Consider the following 25,961-nt stretch of genomic DNA (forward strand, 5'->3'; position numbering starts at 1 on the left):
AATGGGACTGGCAAGTAGGTCGTACCTTTTGTTTTTATGCTGCGCCAGGATAAAGCCTGAACGCCCTGACGTGCCGGAGAGCGAATCTTTGCAATTTATTAAGAATCTACTGGTAAATCATATGAGGTAATTCTGTAGAATGCAGGCAGGAAAAAACCTTTGACCCTTTTGTTGTTCAGGAGAACAGTGCTAATGCGCAAATTGTTGGGTGGTGTAGTAGTGGCGGGCTTACTGCCTTATGCGGCAATCGCAGAGGAAGCGACGATCACAAAGGTCCACGATAAGCCGGCAGTACGCGGCAGTATTATCGCTAACCTGCTTCAGGAGCATGAAAATCCCTTCACGCTCTATCCTTACGACAGTAACTATTTACTTTATACCTATACCGATCGCATTAATAAAAAAGCGATTGATTCCTACGACTGGGGCCATGATGCGAAAAAGGATGAGGTGAAATTTCAGCTCAGCCTGGCTTTCCCTATCTGGCGTGGTATTGCCGGGGATAATTCCGTGCTGGCCGCTTCTTATACCCAGCGCTCCTGGTGGCAGCTTTCCAACAGCGACCATTCATCACCGTTTCGTGAAAACAACTACGAGCCGCAACTGTTCCTGGGCTTCGCCACCGACTATGAGTTTGCAGGCTGGACGCTGCGTGATGTGGAATACGGCTTTAATCACCAATCCAATGGTCACTCTGAACCCACTTCCCGCAGCTGGAACCGCCTGTATACCCGCCTGATGGCTGAAAATGGCAACTGGCTGGTGGAAGTGAAACCCTGGCTCACCGTGGGTGATAAAGATGATAACCCCGATATCACTAAATATATGGGCTACTATCAGCTGCGCGTGGGTTACTCGCTGGGCGATCTGGTGATGAGCGCCAAAGGACAATACAACTGGAACACCGGTTACGGCGGCGCCGAGCTGGGTCTGAGCTACCCTATTACCAAACACGTCCGCCTCTACGGCCAGGTCTACAGCGGTTATGGCGAATCGCTTATCGACTACAACTATAACCAGACCCGAGTCGGAATTGGGGTGATGCTTAACGACATCCTGTGATGCGAGACGTATCGAAGTAAAGTCATCATGACGGGATAAATCATTGCAGTTTGACTCTCAGGCGCTGACAATAGCGCCTGAGTTTTTTTAGTTGATGGGGGGCGCGTGGCGCAGGCGGAAGTTATTAATCAGGAGCGGCTTGCGGCACAGGTGCTTCAGGAAACCTTCGGCTATCAGCAGTTCCGCCCAGGTCAGGAGACCATCATCAACACGGTGTTGGAAGGGCGCGACTGCCTGGTGGTGATGCCCACCGGCGGCGGTAAGTCGCTCTGTTACCAGATACCTGCGCTGGTGCTTGATGGCCTGACGGTGGTGGTTTCGCCGCTCATCTCTCTGATGAAAGATCAGGTCGATCAGCTTCTGGCAAACGGCGTGGCCGCTGCCTGTCTGAACTCCACGCAGAGTCGTGAAGAGCAGCAGTCGGTACTGGTGGGCTGCCACAGCGGCGAGGTGCGCCTGCTGTACATCGCCCCTGAACGGCTGATGATGGATAACTTCATCGAACGGCTCAGCCACTGGAATCTGTCGCTGCTGGCGGTGGATGAAGCGCACTGTATCTCCCAATGGGGGCACGACTTCCGCCCTGAGTATGCGGCTCTGGGCCAGCTACGCGCTCGCCTGCCGCAGGTGCCTTTTGTAGCGCTGACCGCAACGGCGGACGACACCACCCGGCGTGATATCGTCCGCCTGCTGGGGCTGAACGACCCCCTGATTCAGGTCAGCAGCTTCGACCGTCCTAACATTCGCTATATGCTGATGGAGAAGTTCAAACCCCTCGAACAGCTGATGCGCTACGTGCAGGATCAGCGCGGTAAGTCCGGCATTATCTACTGCAACAGCCGTTCGAAGGTGGAAGACACCGCCGCCCGTCTGCAAAGTCGGGGAATCAGCGCCGGGGCTTACCACGCGGGCTTGGATAACGCCGTGCGCGCCGAGGTGCAGGAGAAATTCCAGCGCGACGATTTGCAGATCGTGGTGGCGACGGTGGCCTTTGGAATGGGCATCAATAAACCCAACGTCCGTTTCGTGGTGCATTTCGACATCCCCCGTAATATCGAATCCTACTACCAGGAGACAGGCCGCGCCGGGCGCGATGGCCTGCCTGCTGAAGCCATGCTGTTTTACGATCCGGCGGATATGGCCTGGCTGCGTCGCTGTCTGGAAGAGAAACCTGCCGGACAGTTGCAGGATATTGAACGTCACAAGCTTAACGCCATGGGCGCTTTTGCCGAGGCCCAGACCTGCCGCCGTCTGGTGCTGCTCAACTACTTTGGTGAAGGGCGTCAGGAGCCCTGCGGCAACTGCGATATCTGCCTCGATCCGCCACGGCGCTACGATGCGCTAGTGGATGCCCAGAAGGCGCTTTCTACCATTTATCGCGTTAATCAGCGCTTTGGGATGGGTTACGTGGTGGAGGTTCTGCGCGGCGCTAATAATCAGCGCATCCGTGAACTACAGCACGACAAGTTACCGGTCTACGGTATTGGCCGGGAACACAGCCATGAACACTGGGTGAGCGTGATTCGTCAGTTGATTCATCTGGGCGTCGTCACCCAGAATATCGCCAGCCATTCTGCGCTTCAGCTCACCGAAGCGGCACGTCCGCTGCTGCGTGGCGAGTCGCCGCTGATGCTGGCGGTGCCGAGGGTACAGGCATTAAAGCCCCGGGTCAGCCAGCGGGCGACGGCGAGCAACTACGATCGTAAGTTGTTCGCTAAATTGCGTAAGCTGCGTAAAGCGATCGCCGATGAAGAGAACATTCCGCCGTATGTGGTATTTAACGACGCAACGCTTATCGAGATGGCGGAGCAGATGCCGTTAAGCCCTGGCGAGATGCTTGGCGTTAACGGTGTGGGCACCCGCAAGCTGGAACGCTTTGGTCGTCCGTTTATGATGCTGATTCGCGAGCACGTCGACGGTGAGGATGAGCAGGACGGTTATTCCCCCTTTGCCTGAGCCAGTCTGGTAGGGGCCATAAGCTCATGCTATGGTAAATATCTCTGATTTTTCCCGAGCGATCCTATGCTGATGTTATTTCTGACGGTGGCGCTGGTGCACATTGTGGCACTGATGAGCCCCGGCCCCGATTTCTTTTTCGTTTCCCAGACTGCGTTAAGCCGTTCCCGCAAGGAGGCGATGCTTGGCGTACTGGGCATTACCGGCGGCGTAATGGTCTGGTCGGCGCTGGCACTACTGGGGCTGAATCTGATTCTGGCGAAAATGGCCTGGTTGCATACCGTCATTATGGTGGGCGGTGGTCTTTATCTGTGCTGGATGGGTTGGCAGATGCTGCGCGGCGCCCTGAAGCGGCGCGGTCAGGTCACGGCAGCGGAACCCCAGGCGGCGCTGGCCCGCGGCGGAAAAAGCTTTATTAAAGGTCTGCTCACCAACCTGGCGAATCCGAAGGCGATAATCTACTTCGGCAGTATCTTTTCGCTGTTTGTTGGCGATAGCGTCGGTACTTCCGCACGATGGGGCATCTTCGCGCTGATAACCCTGGAAACTTTCGCCTGGTTTACCCTGGTAGCGAGCGTTTTTGCGCTGCCCAAAATGCGCCGCGGCTATCAGAAGCTGGCGCGTTGGATCGATGGTGTGGCCGGCGCGCTGTTCGCCGGATTTGGCGTTCACCTTATTCTTTCCCGCTAAGGCCAGAGCGCAGGGGCGCTCATAAGGTTCCTCTGCTTCCTACTGTTTATGTCAGAATAGACTCATTATATTTCTGGCGGCATGCGGAGGCGCAATCGGGTCTATGTCACAGCACAGAGAGAGCTGGTTAAGAAGGGAAAAAACGTTCGCGGCATTTGCCATGGGACCCCTGGCCGCGTTCTGGCAGCAGCGGGAAGAGTGCGAACTGGCTGGCGTGGACGGTATTCCGCTGCGTTTTGTGCGCTTTCGTTCTGCCCGCCATGATCGGGTGATTCTGGTTTCGCCAGGACGGATCGAAAGCTATGTGAAGTACGCCGAGCTGGCCTACGATCTGTTCCACTGCGGCTTCGATGTGCTGATTATCGATCACCGGGGGCAGGGGCGCTCCGGGCGTATGCTCTCTGACACCCATCGGGGTCACGTGGTGCACTTCAGTGACTACGTGGATGACCTGGAACGCCTGTGGCAGCGCGAAATTGCTGAAGGGCCATGGCGTAAGCGCTATGCGCTGGCTCACTCCATGGGCGGCGCTATTACCACGCTGTTCCTGCAACGTAATCCCCAGGCGTTCGATGCCGTGGCGCTCTGCGCGCCGATGTTTGGTATTATCATCCGGTTGCCGGACTGGATGGTGCGCCATCTGCTGGACTGGGCCGAAGGTCACCAGCGGGTTCGCGAGGATTACGCTATCGGCACTGGCCGCTGGCGCCCACTCCCGTTCCCCCTGAACGTATTGACCCATAGCCGGGTTCGCTATCGCCGCAATCTACGTTTTTATGCCGATGAGCCCGGGCTACGGGTAGGGGGACCTACCTGGCACTGGGTACGTGAAGGGATCCTCGCGGGTGAACAGGTACTGGCAGGGGCCGCTGAAGTCACCACGCCGATGTTACTGATTCAGGCAGAAGACGATAGGGTGGTGGATAACCGTATGCACGATCGTTTTTGCGAACTGCGAGCCGAAGCGGGTCATCCCTGTGAAGGGGAGAAACCGCTGATGATTAACGGCGCATGGCATGAGATCCTGTTTGAAAAGGACGCTATGCGGGCCGGGGCGTTAAACGCCATCGTCGATTTCTTCGACAACCACAACCAATGATTTGATTGATAAGGTAGAACTTTTTTTATGTACCCGATTATTGCGTCCGATCTGGATGGCACTCTGCTGTCCCCTGACCACCGCCTTTCACCTTACGCACGGGAGACCCTGAAGCTGCTGACCGAACGCGGTCTGCACTTTGTGTTCGCCACCGGACGCCACTATATCGATGTCGGCCAGATCCGCGACAGTCTGGGGATCCGCGCCTGCATGATCACCTCTAACGGCGCGCGGGTACATGATGCCGACGGTAAACTACTCTTCTCTCACGATCTGGATCAGGATATCGCCAGCGATCTGTTTGTCATGATGTATCAGGATCCTGAGATCGTCACCAACGTTTATCGCGATGACGAATGGTTTATCAGCCGCCATCGCCCGGAAGATATGAAATATTTTCAGGAGGCGGTGTTCCGCTATAACGTCTACCAACCGGGTCTGCTGGCGCCGGTAGGGGTGAGCAAGGTCTTCTTCACCTGTGAAGATCACGACAAGCTGCTGCCGCTGGAACAGGCGATTAATGCGCGCTGGGGCGACCGGGTTAACGTCAGCTTCTCGACGGTGACCTGCCTGGAAGTGATGGCCGGCGGCGTTTCGAAAGGCCATGCCCTGGAAGCGGTGGCAAACGGCATGGGCTATGGGCTTGCAGACTGTATCTCCTTTGGCGATGGTATGAATGATAAAGAGATGCTGACCATGGCCGGTAAGGGTTGCATTATGGGCAATGCCCACCAGCGCCTGAAGGATCTGTTACCAGAACTGGAAGTGATCGGCACTAATGGCGATAACGCCGTACCGCATTATCTGCGGCAGCTCTATCTGAATGATGATTGATTAAATAACAATCATTCGTCAACTAAATAGTCGCGCCCGCGCTTGCGGGCTTCGCTACAATGGCCCCTTTTCCCGGGCGAAGAGACCGTTACAGTGGCATTACTCATCATTACCACGATTTTGTGGGCATTTTCCTTTAGCCTGATCGGCGAATATCTTGCTGGTCACGTCGACAGCTACTTTTCCGTGTTGATGCGAGTGGGGCTGGCTGCGCTGGTATTCCTGCCGTTTCTGCGTATCCGCGGCTATCGCCTGAAAACGCTGGGACGGTATATGCTGGTGGGCGCAATGCAACTGGGGATCATGTATCTGCTGAGCTTCCAGGCCTACCTGTATCTGACGGTGTCGGAATTCCTGCTGTTCACCGTTTTGACACCGCTGTATATCACCTTGATTTATGACCTGATTAGCGGCCGCAGGCTACGCTGGGGCTATGTGTTGAGCGCTCTGCTGGCGGTGGCGGGGGCGGCGATTATTCGCTATGACCGCGTCAGCGACCATTTCTGGACCGGGCTGTTACTGGTACAGCTCGCCAACATCAGCTTCGCTATCGGCATGGTGGGCTACAAGCGGTTGATGGAGGTTGACCCCATGCCGCAGCACTGCGCCTTTTCCTGGTTCTATCTGGGGGCGTTTATCGTCGCGCTGTTGGCTTGGCTGGCGCTGGGGGATCCTCAGAACCTGCCGGAAACCTCGCTACAGTGGGGGATTCTGGTCTGGCTTGGGGTGGTGGCTTCGGGCCTGGGCTACTTTATGTGGAACTACGGTGCCACTCAGGTGGATGCAGGAACCCTGGGGATCATGAACAATATGCATGTTCCGGCGGGGCTACTGGTCAATCTGGCTATCTGGCAGCAGCAGCCCCACTGGCCGAGCTTTCTTATTGGGGGAATGGTAATAGTGCTTTCTCTGTGGGTACATCGCCGTTGGGTCGCTCCGCACTCCGCACAAACGGCAGGTGATCGCAGGCGTGGTTGCGCGCCGAATGAATAAAGGCCTGAGTCACCGGCTGGCGCTGCTCGCCGTCGCGCACGGCGGCGTAAAGTCGACTCCATAATCCCTGACCCAGGGTTTTGGTCACCACCAGACCCTGGCGTTCAAAGCTTTCCACCACCCAGTGTGGCAGGGCAGCAATGCCCATTCGCGCCGACACCATCTGAATCAGCAGCAGCGTATTATCAACGTGCTTAAGCCCAGGGCTGACGCCTGCCGGTTGCAGGAAGTGGCGCCAGATATCCAGGCGGCTGCGCTGTACCGGATAAATCAGCAGGGTTTCGTCGCTCAGATCTTCCGGCAAGATCTGCGGCCTGCCCGCCAGAGGGTGATCGGTGGCCAGTACCAGACGTACCTCAAAATCGAACATCGGCGAATAGTGAAGGCCGCTGCGCGGCAGAATGTCCGAAGTCAGCACCAGATCCAGCTCCCCCTGCTGTAGAGCAGGCTGGGGATCGAAAGTCACGCCAGAACGAAAATCCATTTCTACCTGAGGCCACTGCTGACGGAATGCCTCCAGCGCTGGCGTCAGCCACTGGATACAGCTATGACACTCAATGGCGATCCGCAGCCGGGTCTGCTGGGGTTCGTTGCAGGCCTGTAGCGCCTGGCTGATTTGCGGCATCACCTGCTCTGCCAGACGCAACAGAATCTCGCCCTGCGGCGTAAAGCGCAACGGCTGGCTTTTGCGAACGAACAGACGAAAGCCGAGCCGCTGTTCCAGATCGCTAAACTGATGCGACAGTGCCGACTGCGTCTGATGCAGCGTGGCGGCCGCGCCTGCCAGGGAGCCGTTATTGCGCAGGGCCAGCAGCGTGCGCAGGTGTTTTATCTCAATCATGAAAGTCCTTCACTTCGCCATGAACATTTTGCGCTTGAGGAATATACAGTATCGGGGAAATATGGATGTGTAAACATCTGGACGGCTAAATCATAAAGATTCATAAGAGGCGATAAGACAATGACCATCCGCAACCATACCCTTGGCTTCCCCCGTGTAGGCCTGCATCGTGAACTGAAGAAAGCGCAAGAGAGCTACTGGGCTGGCAACAGCAGCCGTGAAGCGCTGCTGGAAAACGGCCGTGAACTGCGCGCCCGCCACTGGCAGCAGCAGAAAGACGCCGGCATCGATCTGCTGCCAGTCGGCGATTTCGCCTGGTACGATCAGGTCCTGACCACCAGCCTGATGCTGGGGAATGTACCGGCGCGTCACCAGAATGCCGATGGTCAGATCGATATCGATACCCTGTTTCGTATTGCCCGCGGTCGTGCGCCGAGCGGCGAGCCTGCGGCGGCGTCGGAAATGACGAAGTGGTTTAACACCAACTATCACTACATCGTGCCGGAATTTACTCGCGGTCAAAATTTCCGTCTGGCCTGGAATCAGTTGCTGGAAGAAGTCGATGAAGCGCTGGCGCTGGGTCACAACGTTAAGCCGGTATTGCTGGGGCCGGTCACTTATCTGTGGCTGGGCAAGGTCAAAGGCGAGGCCTTCGATCGTCTGTCACTGCTGAGCGAGATTCTGCCGGTCTACCAGCAGGTGCTGGCAGAGCTGGCGAAGCGTGGCATCGAGTGGGTACAGATCGATGAGCCTGCGCTGGTGCTGGAGCTGCCCCGCGAATGGCTGGATGCTTATCAACCGGCCTATGAGGCGCTGGCGGGGCAGGTCAAACTGCTACTGACTACCTACTTTGAAGGTATTACGCCGAACCTGGATACCATTGCCGCGCTGCCGGTGCAGGGGCTGCATGTCGATCTGGTCCACGGCAGCGATGACGTAAATACTTTGCACCAGCGTTTGCCTGCCGACTGGCTGCTTTCTGCGGGGCTGGTGAATGGTCGTAACGTATGGCGTGCCGACCTGACGGAAAAATATAGCCAGATTAAAGAGGTTGTCGGCGCGCGTGAGCTTTGGGTGGGATCGTCCTGTTCGCTGCTGCACAGCCCTATCGATCTCAGCGTGGAAACCCGCCTGGATGATGAAGTGAAGAGCTGGTTTGCGTTTGCCCTGCAGAAGTGTCAGGAACTTACCCTGCTGCGCGATGCGCTGAACAGCGGCGATACTGCGGCGATCGATGAATGGAGCGCGCCAATTCAGGCTCGTCGTCACTCCACCCGAGTGCATAACGCAGCGGTGGCAAAGCGTCTGGCCGCTATCAGCGGGCGCGACAGCCTGCGTGCTAATCCGTACCCGGTACGGGCCGAAGCCCAGCGCGCGCGCTTTCAACTGCCCGCCTGGCCGACCACGACTATTGGCTCGTTCCCGCAGACCACCGAGATCCGCGGTCTGCGTCTGGACTTCAAAAAAGGGCGTCTGGATGCCGGGAACTACCGCACTGGCATCGCAGAGCACATCAAGCAGGCCATTCAGGAGCAGGAGCGTCTGGGGCTGGATGTGCTGGTGCATGGTGAAGCCGAGCGTAACGACATGGTCGAATATTTCGGCGAACATCTGGACGGTTTCGTCTTTACCCAGAACGGCTGGGTGCAGAGCTATGGCTCCCGCTGCGTGAAGCCGCCGATCGTGATTGGCGATGTCAGTCGCCCGGCGCCGATTACCGTTGAGTGGGCGACTTACGCTCAGTCTCTGACCGACAAGCCGGTTAAAGGCATGCTGACCGGCCCGGTCACCATTCTCTGCTGGTCATTCCCGCGTGAGGACGTCAGCCGCGAAACCATCGCGAAGCAGATTGCGTTGGCGCTGCGCGACGAAGTGGCGGACCTGGAGGCGGCGGGCATCGGTATCATCCAGATCGATGAACCGGCGCTGCGCGAAGGACTGCCGCTGAAGCGCGGCGACTGGCAGGCTTATCTGGAATGGGCAGTGGACGCGTTCCGTCTTAATGCCGCGGTGGCCCGTGACGAAACCCAGATTCACACCCATATGTGTTACTGCGAGTTTAACGACATCATGGATTCCATCGCCGCACTGGATGCCGATGTGATTACCATCGAAACCTCCCGTTCGGATATGGAACTGCTGGAGTCATTTGAAGAGTTCGAATATCCGAATGAGATCGGGCCGGGCGTTTACGATATCCACTCGCCTAACGTACCGGATGTGGACTGGATCGAAGCGCTGCTGAACAAGGCGGCACAGCGTATCCCTGCTGCGCGCCTGTGGGTGAACCCGGACTGTGGTCTGAAGACCCGCGGCTGGCCGGAAACCCGTGCGGCTCTGGCGAATATGGTTCAGGCGGCACAGAACCTGCGTAACGCCTGAGGCCATTAGGGTCAGAAAAGTTTGCCCCATCATCATGGACGATGAGGGGCTTTTCTGTTTTGGGTTACTTACCGGCGCCGTAACGTTCGAACCACGCCAGCATGCGCTGCCAGCCATCTTCGGCGGACTCTTTGTGGTAGCTGGGGCGGTAGTCGGCGTTGAAGGCGTGTCCCGCATCGGGGTAAACCACAATTTCTGCATTGGCGTTTGCCGCGCGCAGCGCCTGACGCATGCTCTCCACGCTATCCAACGGAATACCGGTATCCTGCGCGCCATACAGCCCCAGGACCGGCGCATTCAGATCGGTCGCAATATCGATGGGCTGTTTCGGCCAGTTCAGCGTTTTATCTCCCGTCAGTCGTCCATACCAGGCCACAGCCGCCTTTAGCTGCGGATTATGGGCGGCGTACAGCCATGAGATGCGTCCTCCCCAGCAGAAGCCAGTGATGAGCAGGCGGTTGGCATTACCGCCATGGCGTGCCGCCCAGCTGGCGACGTGGTCGAGATCGGCCATTACCTGGCTGTCCGGCACTTTACTGACCAGTTCGCTGAACAGGGTGGGAATATCGTCCCAGTCATTGGGATCGCCCTGACGGAAGTAGAGCTCCGGCGCTATAGCCAGATAGCCCTCAAGGGCCAGGCGGCGGCACAGATCGCGGATGTGTTCGTGTACGCCAAAAATCTCCTGAACCACGATAACCACGGGCAGATTTTCTGCGGGCTCTTTAGGACGAGCAAAGTAAGCGGGCATCTCTTTGCCCTGGCTGGGGATAGAGGTTTCGCCCGCATGGAGTTCATCCGCTGAGGTATGGATCGCAGAGGTCGCGACGGGGGACGCCGCCGGTGCGAATCCGGCGCCAGGCTTGTTCTGTGTCGTGCTGTCGGTCATGGCATTCTCCGTACCTGTTTTTTTGAGCTATTTTTTAGCGTAATCAAATCACTATAGTCTGAGACAATAAGGCACGCGTGTGGCAAAAGTCGGCATTCCGCTACAGGACAGGGGGCGAGTGGTCTTTGTTTGTGATTGATGTCACCTTTTTATGTCGTTTAAATGAAATTTGTTTCATCCGTGGTGAAACAGGTCACGAAAATAACCGGCTAGGTTGGTTAGAGTAGCCATGGTCTAACCGCAATCCAACCATGATCCAGGAGTCTGCCATGTCAAAGTCTGATGTTTTCCATCTTGGTCTTACCAAAAGCGACCTGCAGGGAGCGACGCTTGCTATTGTGCCCGGCGATCCGGAGCGGGTAGAGAAAATTGCCGTGCTGATGGAAAAACCGGTGAAGCTGGCCGCGCACCGTGAGTTTACTACCTGGCGGGCGGAATTGGGCGGTAAAGCGGTGATTGTCTGCTCTACCGGTATCGGTGGACCATCCACCTCGATTGCGGTTGAAGAGCTGGCGCAGTTGGGCATTCGTACATTCCTGCGGGTTGGCACCACTGGCGCCATCCAGCCCCATATCAACGTCGGCGATGTGCTGGTCACTACCGCTTCGGTGCGCCTGGACGGCGCCAGCCTGCACTTTGCGCCGCTGGAATACCCGGCGGTTGCCGATTTCACCTGCACCACGGCGCTGGTTGAAGCGGCGAAGGCGCTGGGTGTGGAAACCCATATTGGCGTGACGGCTTCATCCGACACCTTCTATCCCGGCCAGGAGCGCTACGACACTTTCTCGGGCCGTGTGACCCGTCGCTTCCAGGGCTCGATGGAAGAGTGGCAGCAGATGAGAGTGATGAACTACGAGATGGAATCCGCCACGCTGCTGACCATGTGTGCCAGCCAGGGGCTGCATGCCGGGATGGTGGCCGGGGTGATCGTTAACCGCACTCAGCAGGAGATCCCTGATGCTGAAACTATGAAGCAGACCGAAAGCCATGCCATTAACATCGTGGTGGAGGCCGCCCGACGTCTGGTTTGATTGTAAAAGATACAAATTTCGGGGCGGGACTATTTCGTCTGTTGTCTGACTGGTGAACAATGGACTTTTGGACGATAACTCAAAGGGACAGAATATGCGTTCAGGATTCAGACGCCCTCCCCAGATTTCAAAACAGGAGCGGTTTTACGCCATCGCGGCACAATTTCGTAGTGCGATGGCACAGCAGGATTATGCCCAGGCTGCGCGTTGCTGTGAGCAGATTCTTTCCGTCATGCCGGATAACCTCCAGGTCCTTAGCGATTATGCGCTTTGCCTGATGCGGATGGAGAAGTACGAAAAAGCGTACCAAAGTTATCTGCGGATCTACCGGTCTGCGCGGCGTAGCCAGGCATCGGCAACCTGGCTGGATGGCCTGACAGAGGTTTGTGGCTGGTTGAATAAAGCGGATGAGGTTCGACGTTTTGGTCATGAATCGCTGACCTTGTCCGACCAGCATTTCGGCCAGGGTGCCAGCTGGCCTATTCCGGAAGGGGCACCGCCTCCTTTCGACCCCAGGGATCCAGAAAAAAATATCATTGCGTTCAGCCTGTATGGGAGACTCCCGCGTTACTGCGAAACCCTGATCAAAAATGTGGCTGTGGCCCGGGAGCTATTTCCGTATTGGACCTGTCGGATCTATCTGGATGATTCGGTTCCATCACATGTCTGGCAGCGGCTGCGTCAGCAGCAGGTACAACTGGTGGATATGAGTGGAGAAAAAACGCTTTTTCCCACGCTGTGGCGTTTTCTGGTGGCCAGCGATCCGCAGGTAACGCGATTTATTATCCGTGATGCCGATTCGCTACTTTCCGAACGAGAGCAGGCAAGCGTAGAGGCCTGGATTGCCTCTCCCTGCTACTTCCACCATATGCGGGATTACTTTACTCATACCGAACTGCTACTGGCGGGGATGTGGGGGGGCTACACGGGGATCATTCCTGATATCGACGCGCTGATACGTCAGTTTTGTGTGCAGTATGAGGGAAACGCCCGTTTTACCGATCAGTATTTTTTAAGATCGGTACTGTGGGCAACCGTGCGTAACAGTATCCTGAATCACGATGAACTCTTTAATTTCCATCATGCGCAACCCTGGCCGGAGCATCCGCCAATACGCTGGCAGGCCCGCGCCTTCCACGTTGGCAGCAATGCGGGGTATTCGGTGTTTTCCGGCCCCTCTTCTGCCCCGGAAGGAGGCCAGCAAGCGCTGGAGCTGGAAATAGAGGGGGAGCGCTGCCGTTATGATGCGCCAGTGGAGGCGGGGGTGTGGCGGCTGTCCGTACCCTTCTTCCTGGCGGAAGGCTATAACCAGGGGAAGGTCAGGGTTCATCTTCTGAGGTGAGGGCAGAAAACGCCTTTTCATCTGGACATCTGTACAGCACAATTGAGCCTCGACCCGATAAGTTCGGCAGGAGGCGACTTTGGATCTCTCTCTTTTACTGATGGCGGCTCTGGTATTGGCCGGTGCGGCCGTCGGCTGGCTGGCGGCAAGTCTGCGCAACGCCCAGCGTCTGGCGCGGAGCCAGGAAGAACAGCGCGATATCTACGGTGAGCTGATGGCGGCGCGCCAGCAGCTAAGCCAGGGCGAGTACTGGCGCGAAGAGTGCGAGCGGCTGAATGGCGAACTGCGCCACCAATTAGAGATCAATCGCGAGCAGGAAGCTGACCTGCGTGAACTAAGTACCCGGCTGGAAGAGACGCGCCTGAACGCCGAGGAAAAAGTGCGCCAGATGGCCAACAGCGAACATCGCCTTAGCGAGCAGTTCGAAAACCTGGCCAACCGTATTTTCGAGCAGAGCAACCGTCGGGTGGATGAGCAGAATCGCCAGAGTCTGCATGGCCTGCTGACGCCGCTACGCGAACAGCTGGACGGTTTCCGCCGCCAGGTGCAGGACAGCTTTGGTCAGGAGGCCCGCGAGCGCCATACGCTGACGCATGAGATCCGCAACCTGCAGCAGTTGAATGCGCAGATGGCTCAGGAGGCGATAAACCTGACCCGGGCGCTGAAAGGGGATAATAAAACTCAGGGTAACTGGGGCGAGGTGGTGCTGACCCGGGTGCTGGAAGCTTCCGGGTTGCGTGAAGGTTATGAATATCAGACCCAGGTGAATATCCAGCTCGATAACCGCAGCAGGATGCAGCCGGACGTCATTGTACGTTTGCCCCAGGGGAAGGATGTGGTCATTGACGCCAAAATGACCCTGGTGGCCTGGGAGCGTTACTTCAACGCTGACGATGACTATACCCGTGAGACGGCCCTGAGCGAACATATCGCGTCTGTTCGCAGCCATATCCGCCAGTTGGGGCGTAAGGATTACCAGCAGCTCCCCGGACTGCGCTCTCTGGACTATGTGCTGATGTTTATTCCGGTGGAGCCCGCTTTCCTGGCCGCCATCGATCGCCAGCCGGAGCTGATTGGCGAGGCGCTACAGCACAATATTATGCTGGTCAGCCCTACCACGCTGCTGGTGGCACTGCGCACAATTGCCAATCTGTGGCGTTATGAGCATCAGAGCCGAAATGCGCAACAAATTGCCGAACGGGCCGCGCGTCTTTATGACAAGATGCGTCTGTTCGTCGATGACATGTCTGCCATTGGCCAGAGCCTGGATAAAGCCCAGGATAACTACCGTCAGGCGATGAAAAAGCTGGCCAGCGGGCGCGGCAACCTGCTGGTGCAGGCCGAAGCGTTTCGCGGGCTGGGCGTAGAGGTGAAACGCGAGATTAATCCGGATCTGGTGGCGAATGCGCTTCAGGATGATGAAGAGGCCGCCGCCCGACTGGCAGAGTATGACGACGGGAATGACCTCCAGACGGGGGCAGATTCACCGCGGCGCGGTGCCGGGGAAGGTTAACGAACCTTTACACCCCGTGACGCCCAATCTGATACACTCCTCAAATAATTTATGACTAAGCGGACTCTTGAGATGGCTGAAGATTCACAAGAAACGACACACTTTGGCTACCGCACGGTAGCAAGAGCGCAGAAGGCCGATATGGTGGCGCAGGTGTTCCACTCCGTCGCGGCGAAATATGACGTCATGAACGATCTGATGTCCTTCGGAATTCATCGTTTGTGGAAGCGCTTCACCATCGACTGTAGCGGCGTGCGCCGCGGCCAGCGCGTGCTGGATCTGGCTGGCGGTACCGGCGATCTGACGGCGAAGTTCTCGCGCCTGGTGGGCGAAACCGGTGAGGTGGTGCTGGCGGATATTAACGAATCGATGCTCAAGATGGGGCGCGAAAAGCTGCGCAATCTTGGCGTGGTGGGCAACGTGGAATATGTGCAGGCCAACGCCGAAGCGCTACCGTTCCCGGACAACAGCTTCGATTGCATCACCATCTCTTTTGGCCTGCGTAACGTTACCGATAAAGACAAAGCGTTACGTTCGATGTACCGGGTGCTGAAACCGGGTGGCCGCCTGCTGGTGCTGGAGTTCTCCAAACCGATTATCGATCCGCTGAGCAAAGCGTATGACGCATACTCGTTCCACATTCTGCCGCGCATCGGCGAAGTGGTGGCTCAGGACGCCGAAAGCTACCGCTATCTGGCGGAATCTATCCGCATGCATCCGGACCAGGAAACTCTGAAATCGATGATGGAAGAGGCGGGCTTCGAGCAAACCTCATACTACAACCTGACCGCGGGAATTGTTGCCCTGCATCGTGGCTACAAGTTCTGAACCGGAGGGGAGCGTGCCGTTGACACCCATCATCACCGCGACGGTGGAAAATGTACTGAATAGCTTCCTGTGGCGGAGCGATGCGCTGAAGTCGCCGCGTCAGCGCCTGAAAGGGCGGACGCTGCGGATTACGCTTTCTGGCTTCTCTACGCCGCTGGTGCTCTCTTTTAGCGAACAGCAGATCGACGTGCTGGGCGCCTGGGAAGGGGAGGCCGACTGCACCGTAATAACCCGCCCCGGCACATTACCTAAATTGCGCGACCGCCAGCAGCTTACTGCGCTGATTAAGAGCGGAGAGCTGGAGGTTCAGGGCGATATTCAGGTCGTCCAGAACTTTGTGGCGCTGATTGACCTGGCGGAATTCGATCCCGCCGAGCTGCTGGCCCCCTGGATTGGCGATATTGCCGCCGAAGGCGTGGGGCGCGTGGTACGCGGCGGCGCGCACTTCCTGAAAAAACGGTTTGATCGCGATCGTCACTACCTGGCGGACGCGCTGACCGAAGAGTGGCGTCTGGCGCCGGGCCCGCTGGAAGTGGCCTGGTTTGCCGAAGAAACGGATGCCCTGGCGCGTTCGGTAGAGGCGCTGAGTAAACGGATGGATCAGTTGGAGGGCAAATGACGCCAGGAGAACTACGGCGCCTCTACTTTATTATCCGGACCTTTTTGAGTTATGGGCTCGATGAGCTTATCCCCAAAATGCGTATCACGCTGCCGCTGCGCCTGTGGCGTCGGCTGGTGTTCTGGATCCCGAATCGCCATAAAGATAAGCAGCTCGGCGAGCGTCTGAGGCTGGCGCTCCAGGAATTGGGGCCGGTCTGGATTAAGTTTGGCCAGATGCTGTCCACCCGCCGTGACCTGTTTCCGCCGCAAATTGCCGATCAGCTGGCGCTACTGCAGGACAGAGTCGCCCCCTTTGACGGCCATCAGGCAAAGCGGCTGATTGAAAAAGCCATGGGCGATCAAGTCGTTGAAACCTGGTTTGATGAGTTCGACGTCACGCCGTTGGCTTCGGCTTCTATCGCTCAGGTACATACCGCGCGTCTGAAGAAGACCGGCAAAGAGGTCATTATCAAAGTGATCCGCCCGGATATTCGTCCGGTTATCAAAGCGGATATGAAGTTGATCTACCGCCTGGCTCGCTGGGTGCCGCATCTGCTGCCGGATGGCCGCCGTCTGCGACCAGTGGAAGTGGTGCGCGAGTATGAAAAGACTCTGCTGGATGAACTGAATCTGCTGCGTGAAGCCGCCAACGGTATTCAGTTGCGACGTAACTTCGAAAACAGCCCGATGCTCTATGTGCCGGAGATTTACTCTGACTACTGCAGCCAGGAGATGCTGGTGATGGAACGCATCTACGGGATGTCGGTATCCGATGTTCCGTCGCTGGAAAAAAACGGCACTAACATGCAGTTGCTGGCGGAGCGCGGGGTACAGGTCTTTTTCACCCAGGTGTTTCGCGATAGCTTTTTTCATGCCGATATGCACCCGGGGAACATCTTTGTCAGCTACGAGAGTCCGGAGGATCCGCAATATATCGGTATCGACTTTGGGATTGTCGGGTCGCTGAATAAAGAGGATAAGCGCTATCTGGCGGAAAACTTTATCGCCTTCTTTAATCGCGATTACCGCAAGGTGGCGGAACTGCACGTGGATTCCGGCTGGGTACCGGCCGATACCAACGTCGAGGAGTTTGAGTTCGCCATTCGTACCGTCTGCGAACCCATTTTTGAGAAACCGCTCTCCGAGATCTCATTTGGTCACGTGCTGCTTAATCTTTTCAACACCGCGCGCCGATTTAACATGGAAGTGCAGCCTCAACTGGTATTGTTGCAGAAGACGCTGCTCTATGTGGAAGGCGTCGGGCGTCAGCTTTATCCACAGCTCGATCTCTGGAAAACGGCTAAGCCATTCCTGGAGTCCTGGCTGAAAGATCAGGTCGGTCTGCCAGCGCTGATACGGGCATTTAAAGAAAACGCGCCGTTCTGGGTGGAAAAAATGCCGCAATTACCGGAACTGGTTTACGACAGTTTGCGCCAGGGCAAGCAATTGCAGCAGAGTGTTGATAAAATCGCCCGGGATAATCAAAGCCACCGGGCTCGTCAGGGGCAGTCACGCTATCTGCTGGGCATTGGGGCTACGTTGATATTAAGCGGTACATTATTGCTGATAAACAAACCGGAGTGGGAATGGCTTCCCGCAGGGTTAATGGCAGGAGGTATCGTCGCGTGGCTGACAGGCTGGCGGCGTACCACCTGATTTACATCGTCACAGAGCGTACGGGTGTCGTATAATTCGGCGCGTTACGCGTAATAGTCACTGGGGAACATTATGGGTGGTATCAGTATCTGGCAATTAGTCATTATTGCCGTCATCGTCGTGCTGCTGTTTGGTACCAAAAAGCTGAGCTCTCTGGGCTCCGATCTCGGTGCGTCCATCAAAGGCTTTAAAAAGGCCATGAGCGACGACGACGATAAAGCGAAAAACGCGCAGCAGGATCAGCAGGATGCTGACTTCACCGCGAAATCGATCTCTGACAAAGCTGAAGAGACCAGCAAGGACACCGAGAAAAGCCAGCACAAAGATCAGGTATAAGCCGTGTTCGATATTGGTTTTAGCGAGCTTCTGCTGGTTTTTATCATCGGTCTGGTGGTGCTGGGGCCGCAGCGTTTGCCGGTAGCGGTGAAAACCGTTGTCGGCTGGATTCGTGCGCTGCGCTCCCTGGCGACCACCGTTCAGAATGAGCTGACTCAGGAGTTTAAGTTACAGGAGCTTCAGGACAGCCTGAAAAAGGTTGAGAAGGCGAGCATGGACAACCTGACGCCGGAGCTTAAGGAGTCGATGGACGAGCTACGCCAGGCCGCCGAGGCCATGAAGCGCTCTTATACCGCCAACGATCCGGAAAAGGCGAGCGACGAGGCCCACACCATTCACAATCCGGTGACTGAAGGGGCTCAGCCAGGCACTACGCCCGGTGAAGCCGCGAGCCAGGCCGATGCGCCGAGCCAGAAACCGCACACTGCGGAGCCTGCGCCGGAGGCGGGGAACGCTGAAACGGCGACTGCTTCCGGGCCCGAAACGGCTCCGGAGCGTCGCGACTCCTCTCAATCCACCAATGACAAATCCTGAACATGGCCGTTGAAGATACCCAACCGTTAATCACTCATCTGATTGAGCTGCGTAAGCGGATAATGAACTGCCTGCTCGCCATTCTGGCGATCTTTCTGGCGCTGGTCTATTTCGCGAATGACATCTACCAGCTGGTTTCCGATCCGCTGATTAAGCAGCTGCCGCAGGGCGCCAGCATGATCGCGACTGACGTGGCATCACCGTTTTTCACCCCGATCAAGCTGACGATTATGGTGTCGGTGATTCTGTCGGCACCGGTTATTCTCTATCAGGTCTGGGCCTTTGTGGCTCCGGCACTTTATAAGCACGAACGTCGCCTGGTGGTACCGCTGCTGGTTTCCAGCTCACTGCTGTTTTATCTCGGCATGGCGTTCGCTTACTTCGTTGTCTTCCCGCTGGCATTTGGTTTTCTGACCAAAACCGCACCGGCCGGAGTGGTGATTTCGACCGATATCACCAGCTATCTGGACTTCGTCATGGCGCTGTTTATGGCCTTTGGCGTCTCCTTTGAGGTTCCGGTGGCCATTGTGCTGCTGTGCTGGATGGGGGTGACCACACCGGAAGATCTGAAGAAGAAACGTCCCTATGTACTGGTAGGGGCTTTTGTGGTGGGTATGATACTCACACCGCCGGATGTTTTTTCTCAGACGCTGCTGGCGATACCGATGTACATCCTGTTTGAGATCGGGGTCTTTTTCTCTCGTTTCTATGTCGGTAAACGACGCCCCTCTGCGGATGACAAAGAGGATGACGACGAAGCCGAATCGACGTCCGACGACGGAACAGACACGCCGAAGCAGTAATCGGTCACAGCAAACGAACCGCCCATCACGGGCGGTTTTTTTACGGAGAAAACCCATGTTTGATATCGGTGTTAACCTGACCAGCAGCCGGTTTGCCAGCGATCTCGATGCCGTGATCGCACGGGCCAGCGAAGCTGGCGTGCGCGGCATGTTGCTCACCGGCACCAGCGTGGACGAAAGCGAAGCGGCCTGGCAACTGACGCAGGAACATCATCGTTGCTGGTCAACGGCGGGCGTGCACCCCCATGATGCCAGCGGTTGGAATGAAGAGAGCGCGACGCGGCTGCGTGCCCTGGCTGCCCGGAATGAAGTGGTTGCCATTGGCGAATGCGGGCTGGATTTTAATCGCAATTTTTCCACGCCCCGACAGCAGGAACAGGCTTTTACCGCCCAGCTACAGCTGGCAGCGGAGCTGGAAATGCCGGTCTTTATGCACTGTCGGGATGCCCATGAGCGTTTCCTGGCATTGCTCGACCCCTGGTTGGATAAGCTGCCGGGGGCCGTGTTGCACTGCTTTACCGGTACACGTGAAGAAGCGATGGAATGCCTGGAGCGCGGTCTCTATCTGGGGATTACCGGTTGGGTTTGCGACGAACGGCGCGGTCTGGCATTGCGGGAGCTGCTGCCGGTGATTCCGGCGCAGCGTCTGTTACTGGAAACAGACGCCCCCTGGCTACTGCCCCGGGATCTGAAGCCAGTACCGGCTTCACGCCGTAATGAACCTGCTTTTCTGGCGCACATCCTCGAACGGGTCGCTCACTGGCGCGGCGAAGATCGCGCCTGGCTTGAGCAGGCTACTGATGAGAATGTGCGTAATCTGTTTGGCGTGGCGTTCTGAGGGGGCTAAACCTTTCGGAAATCGGTGTTTTTAACGCTTTGCAGGACCTGCTTGTTAAGCAGATTGAGCAGCAGAATGGAGCGGGTTTCGCCTTCCGGCTCGGTAAAGATGGCTTCCAGGCCTTCGAAGGCGCCTTCGGTAATCACGACGGCATCGCCGGGCCATGGGGTATCCGGATCGGTAATGTTTTCGGCCTGATAGTTCAGCAACTGGTGGATGACCTTTTCCGGCACGCTGGCGGGTTGCGCACCAAAACGCACGAAATGGCTCACGCCGCGGGTAGAGTTGACCGTTGTGGTATGGATATCCTCAGGGTCAAACTCCACGAACAAATAGTTCGGGAACAGAGGTTCATTGACCGCGGTTCGTTTACCACGCACCATTTTTTCCAGCGTGATCATCGGAGTCAGGCAGTTAACGGCTTGTCGCTCCAGGTGCTCCTTAGCACGCGGTAGCTGCCCCCGTTTGCAGTACAGTAAATACCAGGATCGCATAATGACTCTTTTTAGATGAACAGGCGCAAAAGCATAACAAAACAGCCCTTGCAGTGATAGTTAAGCCCATTCTTAGGTCGGGGACAATACCGGGACCAGAATTTCACCAGGGATTAACAAAATTACAGCATCACAGCGACGAACGCCGTATAATGCAGCACTTAACCGGACACAATAAATCACGATGAAATACCACGATCTCCGCGAATTTCTTGCGCTGCTGGAACAGCAGGGCGAACTTAAACGTATAACGTTACCTGTCGATCCGCACCTGGAAATGACGGAAATTGCCGATCGTACTCTCAGGGCTGGTGGCCCGGCGCTTCTGTTTGAGAACCCGAAGGGCTATACCATGCCGGTTCTCTGCAATCTGTTCGGCACGCCGAAGCGCGTCGCGATGGGCATGGGGCAGGACGATGTCTCCAGCTTGCGCGAGGTGGGTAAACTGCTGGCCTTTCTGAAAGAGCCAGAGCCGCCGAAGGGCTTTCGCGATCTGTTCGATAAACTGCCGCAGTTTAAGCAAGTGCTGAACATGCCGACCAAACGGCTGCGTGGCGCCCCTTGCCAGCAGCAGATTCTGGAAGGCGATAAGGTCGACCTGACCGAAATTCCCATTATGCAGTGCTGGCCGGAAGATGCCGCGCCGCTAATCACCTGGGGTCTGGTCGTCACCCGTGGTCCCCATAAAACGCGCCAGAACCTGGGTATTTATCGTCAGCAGCGACTGGGTAAGAACAAGCTGATTATGCGCTGGCTTTCCCACCGCGGCGGCGCGCTCGACTTCCAGGAGTGGTGCGCGGCGCATCCGGGAGAGCGTTTCCCGGTTTCTGTGGCGCTGGGCGCCGATCCCGCCACCATTCTGGGGGCTGTAACCCCGGTGCCGGACACCCTTTCCGAATATGCTTTTGCGGGGCTGCTGCGCGGCACCAAGAGCGAAGTGGTGAAGTGCGTCTCTAACGACCTTGAAGTGCCCGCCAGCGCCGAGATTGTGCTGGAAGGCTATATCGAGCCGGGCGAGATGGCGCCGGAAGGCCCGTACGGCGACCACACCGGTTACTACAATGAAGTGGATAGCTTCCCGGTTTTCACCGTGACGCATATCACCCGCCGCGACGATGCCATCTATCACTCCACTTATACCGGACGTCCGCCGGATGAACCGGCAGTGCTGGGCGTGGCGCTGAATGAAGTTTTTGTCCCCATTCTGCAAAAACAGTTCCCGGAGATTGTGGACTTTTACCTGCCGCCGGAAGGATGCTCGTACCGTCTGGCGGTGGTCACCATGAAGAAGCAGTATGCCGGTCACGCGAAACGGGTGATGATGGGCGTCTGGTCGTTCCTGCGTCAGTTCATGTACACCAAATTTGTTATTGTGTGCGACGACGACGTGAACGCCCGTGACTGGAACGACGTTATCTGGGCGATAACCACGCGAATGGATCCGGCGCGTGATACGGTGTTGGTGGAAAATACGCCCATCGACTATCTGGATTTTGCCTCGCCGGTATCCGGTCTGGGCTCCAAAATGGGCATGGACGCTACCAATAAATGGCCGGGCGAGACGGAACGTGAATGGGGCCGTCCGATAGAAAAAGATCCTGACGTCACCGCCAGAATCGACGCCATCTGGGACGAACTGGCCATTTTCAAGTAAAGGTGGGGGCAGTAAGCGCCCACCGTACAGGTTTTGCATTAATGACCCGACAGAGGGAGCGCATGACAATTTTAAGCTGTAAAGTGACCTCCGTAGACGCCATTACGGATACCGTGTACCGGGTACGACTGTTGCCTGAAGGCGATTTCTCCTTTCGGGCCGGTCAGTATCTGATGGTGGTCATGGACGAGCGGGACAAGCGCCCTTTTTCCATGGCGTCTACCCCGGATGAACAGGATTTCATCGAACTGCATATTGGCGCCTCGGAGCTCAATCTCTACGCCATGGCGGTGATGGAGCGCATTCTGGAGAAAAAAGAGGTGGTGGTGGATATCCCCCACGGCGAAGCCTGGCTGCGTGACGATGAAAGCCGTCCGCTGATTCTGATTGCCGGTGGTACCGGATTTTCTTATGTGCGCTCTATTCTGCTGACTGCGCTGGCCCGCAACCCGAAGCGCGATATCACTATCTACTGGGGCGGTCGTGAGTCAAAGCATCTCTACGATCTGCCTGAGCTGCGTGACCTGGAAGCCAGACATCCCAATCTGCGGGTGGAAGCGATAGTGGAACAGCCAGAGGATGGATGGAACGGCCGTAACGGCACGGTGCTAACGGCGGTGCTGCAGGATTACGGCTCATTAACGGATTACGATATCTATATCGCGGGCCGCTTCGAAATGGCGAAAATTGCCCGGGATCTGTTCTGTAACGAGCGAGCGGCCCGGGAAGACAGGCTGTTTGGCGACGCCTTCGCGTTTATTTGATCCTATACGGCCTGTTGCAGCTCGGCCCATGCCGAAGCCAGCAGGCTGTCTCTCTCCTGTTGTGTTTGCTTACCGGTGTCGATAAGCCAGAGCCAGTCATACCAACTGGGATAGCAGGCCAGTCCGTTAACCCGCTGGCAAAAGCGGTGGGCGGCAATTTCCGAGGTGGCGGCGACGGTAGAGTAGCTGCGCCAGGGGCCGAGAGCAAAATGACAGACCTTTTCCAGCGTAGCGCCCACCGGCTGGTTCTGGTGGTGTTCCAGAAAATGAAAGAACTCGTGAGCCAGATGAATATCGATAATCTGCTCCAGGGTGACCGGCTGCCCCGCACGCTCGCAACTGGTGCGCAGGCTTTCCAGTGAAGGCTGATATAGCGTGACTCTTCGTATCGATTTGGCTTCGCTGTATTCAAACTGGGCGCGGAAGCGGACGCTAAAGAATAGTCCTTCCCCCTGTTCGAGTTTGATCTCGATACCGTTTTCCGCATACAGGCTGCGAATATCCCGGGTCTGGAGCGTGCTTGCCGCGCGCTCCCCGGCCGCCAGCGCGCTGTCCAGATAGTAGCGGCGTCTGGCGGGGGGAATTTTGTTAAATACCGCATCGCCGCGTAGATCCAGCCAGGCCAGCGACTGATTGATCTGTTCCTGCTCCATGATGGCCCCTTACTGCCAGGTGACGGCGATAATAGGCTGTTGTTGTTCTTCCACATCCAGCTCCATTTCAATAATCGACAGCATCTGCTCTTTGGTCTGGGTGCCGCTTAAGTCGAGCATTTTTTCCTTCCAGAACAGAAAGGTTTTGGGAATGGCGGCATTGGCTTCCGAGTAGCGTGTATTGTCGTCGATGAAATCGGCGAAGCGTGATGACAGCTCGTCCCGCTGGCACATTAACCAGTTGGCGTTCTCCTGTTTCAACCGTACCACGCCTTCCCGGTCCAGCATGCTCAGGCTGGTGATTCTCTTTTTCAGCAGACCGAAGAGATAGCGCTGTTCGCGCATGCCGGAAAACAGATGCCAGCGGCCGGTCTGGCAGGCGGATGAGATAGCCTGAGGGGAAAGATTGACCGATTCGGCGGCGATTTGCTGGAGCCGGGGAAGGGGCAGCGCTTCGCTCAGGCTCTCTTTTTGCCGTAGCTCGGTGGCGCCGGTCGCGATAGCGCGCAGAATATTCTTTTGCTTATCGATTTCGATGTTGATATCCACGGTGGCTTCATTTGCGCCTGAACGGGTGATGCGCTCCAGCACTTCGGCGCGAATTTTTTTGATTTCGGCTTCGCCCGGGTTAACCACGCTTTTTTCAATCATCTCCCGTACCATAGCCATACCGACGCCGATGGTGGAGATATAGGGCGCGTTACGGGCATTTTTATGTTTCATGGCGGCCTTTTCCGCCATGGCCGGGACCAGTACGCATCCGCTCCCGCCGCCGCCTACCAGGGTAATAAAGTGGCGGTCGAGCCGATACTCGGTAATCATTTCGTTCACCACCCCCATGACCTTATCGATAGCGATATCCAGCGCCTGACGTGCCGCCTGTTCTGCGCTTATGCCCAGGTGTTCGCCCAGTAGCTCCCAGGCGAAACGCGCGCTGGCGTTATTACCTGCGGCGTAGTCGTCGGCGGGGATATAGCCCAGCAGATTAGCGGCGCCCGCCAGCGTCAGGGCGTAGAGCTTGCCCTGGGCCGTGCGGATCGCGGCATAGTTTTGCGGGTCGCCGGGGCGCGGGCTGATAAAGGTCAGCGTCGGGTTGTCATTGAGCGCAGAGGCTTCAGCAAAACACTCATATTCGCAGCCAGCGATATGGGCGCTGCGGGGGCCGGTCATAACGATGTTGCCTTTATCGACCACAATCATACTGCCGCCCGCGACGGCCAGGGTACGGACATCCAGCGAACGCAGATAAGTGCGGTGACCGCCGACCTGGGCATTCTGGATCATCACCTTGCCGTTTTTAATCACCGAAATATCGACGCTGGTACCACCGACTTCAAAAAAGATGCCGTCGGAGACCTTCTCATACATCAGAGCGCCTGCCACACCGGCCGCCAGTCCCGATAGCATGGTCAGAATGGGGCGCTTACGCACCTCGTCGATGCTCATCACGCCGCCGTCGCAGCGCATAATCATCAACTGTGAAGAGATACCGGCCTCTTTGATCGCCTGCTCGGTCATGTTGGCGGTTTCCAGCATGCGCGGAATCAGGCTGGCATTGACGACGGCGGTACGGGTCCGGGTTTTCAGACCGTATAGCTGGGTGATCTCATGGCCGCCGGTGGCGCAGATCCCCATTTCTGCGGCGATAGCGATCACCCGTAATTCGTTGGTGGGATCATCGACGCTATAGGCTTCTGAGGCGACGATCACCTCCGCGCCCTGATCGCAAAGTGCATTAATCGCCGAGCGAATCGTCCCGTCATCGAGCTGGCGACTGTCCAGAAAGGTATTGTACGTGTGCAGAAACTTGCCGTCGGCCAGCGGGATATCCTGAATATGCGCCTCTTTGCGGGCGCTTTTTCCCTCCAGCCCGCTGCCCATGGCAATGATCCCGACCTTTGCGACATCGCCTTCCAGCAGCGCGTTAGTGGCCTGAGTGGTGCCGTGGGCAATAAAGCTGACCTCCTGTGGCGAAATGCTATTTTCTTCCAGCACCTGATGAATAATGGTAATGATGCCGTGCGCCACCCCGTTGGGGTGATGGTGGGTAGTCGGGATCTTTTTCCGGGCGATGAGATCAAAGGTGGCATTATCGATCACCGCCGCATCGGTAAAGGTGCCGCCGACATCAATGCCGAGACGGTATTTTTTTGTTGTCATATCAGCTCC

General features: G+C 56.8%; 24 protein-coding genes. 19 read left to right on the top strand and 5 right to left on the bottom strand.

Going from position 1 to position 25,961, the window contains the following annotated elements; translation table 11 throughout:
* Positions 1 to 192 precede the first annotated feature (192 nt).
* From pldA to FEM41_RS06745, 6 genes are all read left to right on the top strand, one after another.
* Complete coding sequence (gene pldA, locus FEM41_RS06720; protein ID WP_138095251.1) at positions 193 to 1,062, top strand: phospholipase A; 870 nt, start codon at positions 193 to 195, stop codon at positions 1,060 to 1,062.
* A 105-nt stretch (positions 1,063 to 1,167) separates the two neighbouring features.
* Entirely contained in the window at positions 1,168 to 3,018 is a 1,851-nt protein-coding gene (recQ, locus tag FEM41_RS06725; protein WP_138095252.1) for an ATP-dependent DNA helicase RecQ, read from the top strand.
* Between the two features lie 66 nt (positions 3,019 to 3,084).
* Positions 3,085 to 3,708 carry a threonine export protein RhtC gene (rhtC, locus tag FEM41_RS06730; protein WP_138095253.1) on the top strand — a complete coding sequence of 208 codons (624 nt, stop codon included), beginning with the start codon at positions 3,085 to 3,087 and terminating at the stop codon, positions 3,706 to 3,708.
* 103 nt (positions 3,709 to 3,811) lie between these two features.
* On the top strand, positions 3,812 to 4,807 hold the full coding sequence (gene pldB, locus FEM41_RS06735) for a lysophospholipase L2 (RefSeq protein ID WP_138095254.1): 996 nt from the start codon (positions 3,812 to 3,814) through the stop codon (positions 4,805 to 4,807).
* A gap of 27 nt (positions 4,808 to 4,834) precedes the next feature.
* Positions 4,835 to 5,641: a sugar/pyridoxal phosphate phosphatase YigL gene (yigL, locus tag FEM41_RS06740; RefSeq protein WP_138095255.1), complete on the top strand. Its 807-nt coding sequence runs from the start codon at positions 4,835 to 4,837 to the stop codon at positions 5,639 to 5,641.
* 93 nt (positions 5,642 to 5,734) lie between these two features.
* Complete coding sequence (locus FEM41_RS06745; protein WP_138095256.1) at positions 5,735 to 6,634, top strand: carboxylate/amino acid/amine transporter; 900 nt, start codon at positions 5,735 to 5,737, stop codon at positions 6,632 to 6,634.
* Here the strand turns inward: FEM41_RS06745 and metR are convergent.
* Complete coding sequence (metR, locus tag FEM41_RS06750) at positions 6,522 to 7,475, bottom strand: HTH-type transcriptional regulator MetR (RefSeq protein WP_138095257.1); 954 nt, start codon at positions 7,473 to 7,475, stop codon at positions 6,522 to 6,524. The genes FEM41_RS06745 and metR overlap by 113 nt on opposite strands.
* A 120-nt stretch (positions 7,476 to 7,595) precedes the next feature.
* Here metR and metE point away from each other — a divergent pair, with 120 nt between their 5' ends.
* Complete coding sequence (metE, locus tag FEM41_RS06755) at positions 7,596 to 9,857, top strand: 5-methyltetrahydropteroyltriglutamate--homocysteine S-methyltransferase (protein WP_138095258.1); 2,262 nt, start codon at positions 7,596 to 7,598, stop codon at positions 9,855 to 9,857.
* Positions 9,858 to 9,921: 64 nt separating this feature from the next.
* On the opposite strand, the gene FEM41_RS06760 is transcribed toward metE, so the two are convergent.
* Positions 9,922 to 10,746 carry a dienelactone hydrolase family protein gene (locus tag FEM41_RS06760; RefSeq protein ID WP_138095259.1) on the bottom strand — a complete coding sequence of 275 codons (825 nt, stop codon included), beginning with the start codon at positions 10,744 to 10,746 and terminating at the stop codon, positions 9,922 to 9,924.
* A 269-nt stretch (positions 10,747 to 11,015) separates the two neighbouring features.
* Between FEM41_RS06760 and udp the strand changes: the two genes are divergently transcribed.
* The 10 genes from udp (at position 11,016) to tatD (ending at position 20,227) form a co-directional block, all read left to right on the top strand.
* The gene (gene udp / locus FEM41_RS06765; RefSeq protein ID WP_138095260.1) at positions 11,016 to 11,777 is read left to right on the top strand and encodes a uridine phosphorylase; all 762 of its coding nucleotides are present in this window, start codon (positions 11,016 to 11,018) and stop codon (positions 11,775 to 11,777) included.
* Between the two features lie 94 nt (positions 11,778 to 11,871).
* Entirely contained in the window at positions 11,872 to 13,119 is a 1,248-nt protein-coding gene (locus FEM41_RS06770) for a tetratricopeptide repeat protein (RefSeq protein WP_138095261.1), read from the top strand.
* 79 nt (positions 13,120 to 13,198) lie between these two features.
* A complete protein-coding gene (gene rmuC / locus FEM41_RS06775; RefSeq protein ID WP_138095262.1) occupies positions 13,199 to 14,632 on the top strand; it encodes a DNA recombination protein RmuC in 1,434 nt (477 codons plus the stop codon).
* 72 nt (positions 14,633 to 14,704) lie between these two features.
* Positions 14,705 to 15,460: a bifunctional demethylmenaquinone methyltransferase/2-methoxy-6-polyprenyl-1,4-benzoquinol methylase UbiE gene (ubiE, locus tag FEM41_RS06780; RefSeq protein WP_138095263.1), complete on the top strand. Its 756-nt coding sequence runs from the start codon at positions 14,705 to 14,707 to the stop codon at positions 15,458 to 15,460.
* A 13-nt stretch (positions 15,461 to 15,473) separates the two neighbouring features.
* The gene (gene ubiJ, locus FEM41_RS06785) at positions 15,474 to 16,079 is read left to right on the top strand and encodes a ubiquinone biosynthesis protein UbiJ (RefSeq protein WP_138095264.1); all 606 of its coding nucleotides are present in this window, start codon (positions 15,474 to 15,476) and stop codon (positions 16,077 to 16,079) included.
* Positions 16,076 to 17,716, top strand: coding sequence for a ubiquinone biosynthesis regulatory protein kinase UbiB (gene ubiB / locus FEM41_RS06790; RefSeq protein WP_138095265.1), 1,641 nt, complete (start codon positions 16,076 to 16,078; stop codon positions 17,714 to 17,716). Before ubiJ ends, ubiB begins: the two co-directional genes overlap by 4 nt.
* 72 nt (positions 17,717 to 17,788) lie before the next feature.
* Complete coding sequence (gene tatA, locus FEM41_RS06795) at positions 17,789 to 18,052, top strand: Sec-independent protein translocase subunit TatA (RefSeq protein ID WP_138095266.1); 264 nt, start codon at positions 17,789 to 17,791, stop codon at positions 18,050 to 18,052.
* A gap of 3 nt (positions 18,053 to 18,055) precedes the next feature.
* Entirely contained in the window at positions 18,056 to 18,586 is a 531-nt protein-coding gene (gene tatB / locus FEM41_RS06800) for a Sec-independent protein translocase protein TatB (protein ID WP_138095267.1), read from the top strand.
* A gap of 2 nt (positions 18,587 to 18,588) precedes the next feature.
* Positions 18,589 to 19,389 (top strand): Sec-independent protein translocase subunit TatC, encoded by an 801-nt coding sequence (gene tatC, locus FEM41_RS06805; RefSeq protein ID WP_138095268.1) that lies wholly within the window; start codon positions 18,589 to 18,591, stop codon positions 19,387 to 19,389.
* Between the two features lie 55 nt (positions 19,390 to 19,444).
* Positions 19,445 to 20,227 (top strand): 3'-5' ssDNA/RNA exonuclease TatD, encoded by a 783-nt coding sequence (gene tatD / locus FEM41_RS06810; RefSeq protein ID WP_138095269.1) that lies wholly within the window; start codon positions 19,445 to 19,447, stop codon positions 20,225 to 20,227.
* 5 nt (positions 20,228 to 20,232) lie between these two features.
* On the opposite strand, the gene rfaH is transcribed toward tatD, so the two are convergent.
* Positions 20,233 to 20,721 carry a transcription/translation regulatory transformer protein RfaH gene (gene rfaH / locus FEM41_RS06815; RefSeq protein WP_138095270.1) on the bottom strand — a complete coding sequence of 163 codons (489 nt, stop codon included), beginning with the start codon at positions 20,719 to 20,721 and terminating at the stop codon, positions 20,233 to 20,235.
* Between the two features lie 184 nt (positions 20,722 to 20,905).
* Between rfaH and ubiD the strand changes: the two genes are divergently transcribed.
* Positions 20,906 to 22,375, top strand: a complete 1,470-nt coding sequence (gene ubiD / locus FEM41_RS06820) for a 4-hydroxy-3-polyprenylbenzoate decarboxylase (RefSeq protein ID WP_138095271.1) — start codon at positions 20,906 to 20,908, stop codon at positions 22,373 to 22,375.
* A 62-nt stretch (positions 22,376 to 22,437) separates the two neighbouring features.
* Positions 22,438 to 23,139: an NAD(P)H-flavin reductase gene (fre, locus tag FEM41_RS06825; RefSeq protein WP_138095272.1), complete on the top strand. Its 702-nt coding sequence runs from the start codon at positions 22,438 to 22,440 to the stop codon at positions 23,137 to 23,139.
* Positions 23,140 to 23,141: 2 nt separating this feature from the next.
* Here fre and FEM41_RS06830 read toward each other — a convergent pair whose 3' ends face one another.
* Positions 23,142 to 23,792, bottom strand: a complete 651-nt coding sequence (locus FEM41_RS06830; RefSeq protein ID WP_138095273.1) for a hypothetical protein — start codon at positions 23,790 to 23,792, stop codon at positions 23,142 to 23,144.
* A gap of 9 nt (positions 23,793 to 23,801) precedes the next feature.
* Complete coding sequence (locus FEM41_RS06835; protein WP_138095274.1) at positions 23,802 to 25,952, bottom strand: hydantoinase/oxoprolinase family protein; 2,151 nt, start codon at positions 25,950 to 25,952, stop codon at positions 23,802 to 23,804.
* Positions 25,953 to 25,961 lie beyond the last annotated feature (9 nt).

It is taken from the genome of Jejubacter calystegiae (genome assembly GCF_005671395.1).
Lineage (GTDB): Bacteria > Pseudomonadota > Gammaproteobacteria > Enterobacterales > Enterobacteriaceae > Jejubacter > Jejubacter calystegiae.

What these genes read in the sequence shown, in the direction of transcription:
- pldA (WP_138095251.1), top strand. Translation starts at nt 193, where the DNA reads ATGCGCAAATTGTTGGGTGGTGTAGTAGTGGCGGGCTTACTGCCTTAT.
- rhtC (WP_138095253.1), top strand. Translation starts at nt 3,085, where the DNA reads ATGCTGATGTTATTTCTGACGGTGGCGCTGGTGCACATTGTGGCACTG.
- pldB (WP_138095254.1), top strand. Translation starts at nt 3,812, where the DNA reads ATGTCACAGCACAGAGAGAGCTGGTTAAGAAGGGAAAAAACGTTCGCG.
- yigL (WP_138095255.1), top strand. Translation starts at nt 4,835, where the DNA reads ATGTACCCGATTATTGCGTCCGATCTGGATGGCACTCTGCTGTCCCCT.
- metR (WP_138095257.1), bottom strand. Translation starts at nt 7,475, where the DNA reads ATGATTGAGATAAAACACCTGCGCACGCTGCTGGCCCTGCGCAATAAC.
- metE (WP_138095258.1), top strand. Translation starts at nt 7,596, where the DNA reads ATGACCATCCGCAACCATACCCTTGGCTTCCCCCGTGTAGGCCTGCAT.
- FEM41_RS06760 (WP_138095259.1), bottom strand. Translation starts at nt 10,746, where the DNA reads ATGACCGACAGCACGACACAGAACAAGCCTGGCGCCGGATTCGCACCG.
- udp (WP_138095260.1), top strand. Translation starts at nt 11,016, where the DNA reads ATGTCAAAGTCTGATGTTTTCCATCTTGGTCTTACCAAAAGCGACCTG.
- FEM41_RS06770 (WP_138095261.1), top strand. Translation starts at nt 11,872, where the DNA reads ATGCGTTCAGGATTCAGACGCCCTCCCCAGATTTCAAAACAGGAGCGG.
- ubiE (WP_138095263.1), top strand. Translation starts at nt 14,705, where the DNA reads ATGGCTGAAGATTCACAAGAAACGACACACTTTGGCTACCGCACGGTA.
- ubiB (WP_138095265.1), top strand. Translation starts at nt 16,076, where the DNA reads ATGACGCCAGGAGAACTACGGCGCCTCTACTTTATTATCCGGACCTTT.
- tatA (WP_138095266.1), top strand. Translation starts at nt 17,789, where the DNA reads ATGGGTGGTATCAGTATCTGGCAATTAGTCATTATTGCCGTCATCGTC.
- tatC (WP_138095268.1), top strand. Translation starts at nt 18,589, where the DNA reads ATGGCCGTTGAAGATACCCAACCGTTAATCACTCATCTGATTGAGCTG.
- tatD (WP_138095269.1), top strand. Translation starts at nt 19,445, where the DNA reads ATGTTTGATATCGGTGTTAACCTGACCAGCAGCCGGTTTGCCAGCGAT.
- rfaH (WP_138095270.1), bottom strand. Translation starts at nt 20,721, where the DNA reads ATGCGATCCTGGTATTTACTGTACTGCAAACGGGGGCAGCTACCGCGT.
- ubiD (WP_138095271.1), top strand. Translation starts at nt 20,906, where the DNA reads ATGAAATACCACGATCTCCGCGAATTTCTTGCGCTGCTGGAACAGCAG.
- fre (WP_138095272.1), top strand. Translation starts at nt 22,438, where the DNA reads ATGACAATTTTAAGCTGTAAAGTGACCTCCGTAGACGCCATTACGGAT.
- FEM41_RS06830 (WP_138095273.1), bottom strand. Translation starts at nt 23,792, where the DNA reads ATGGAGCAGGAACAGATCAATCAGTCGCTGGCCTGGCTGGATCTACGC.
- FEM41_RS06835 (WP_138095274.1), bottom strand. Translation starts at nt 25,952, where the DNA reads ATGACAACAAAAAAATACCGTCTCGGCATTGATGTCGGCGGCACCTTT.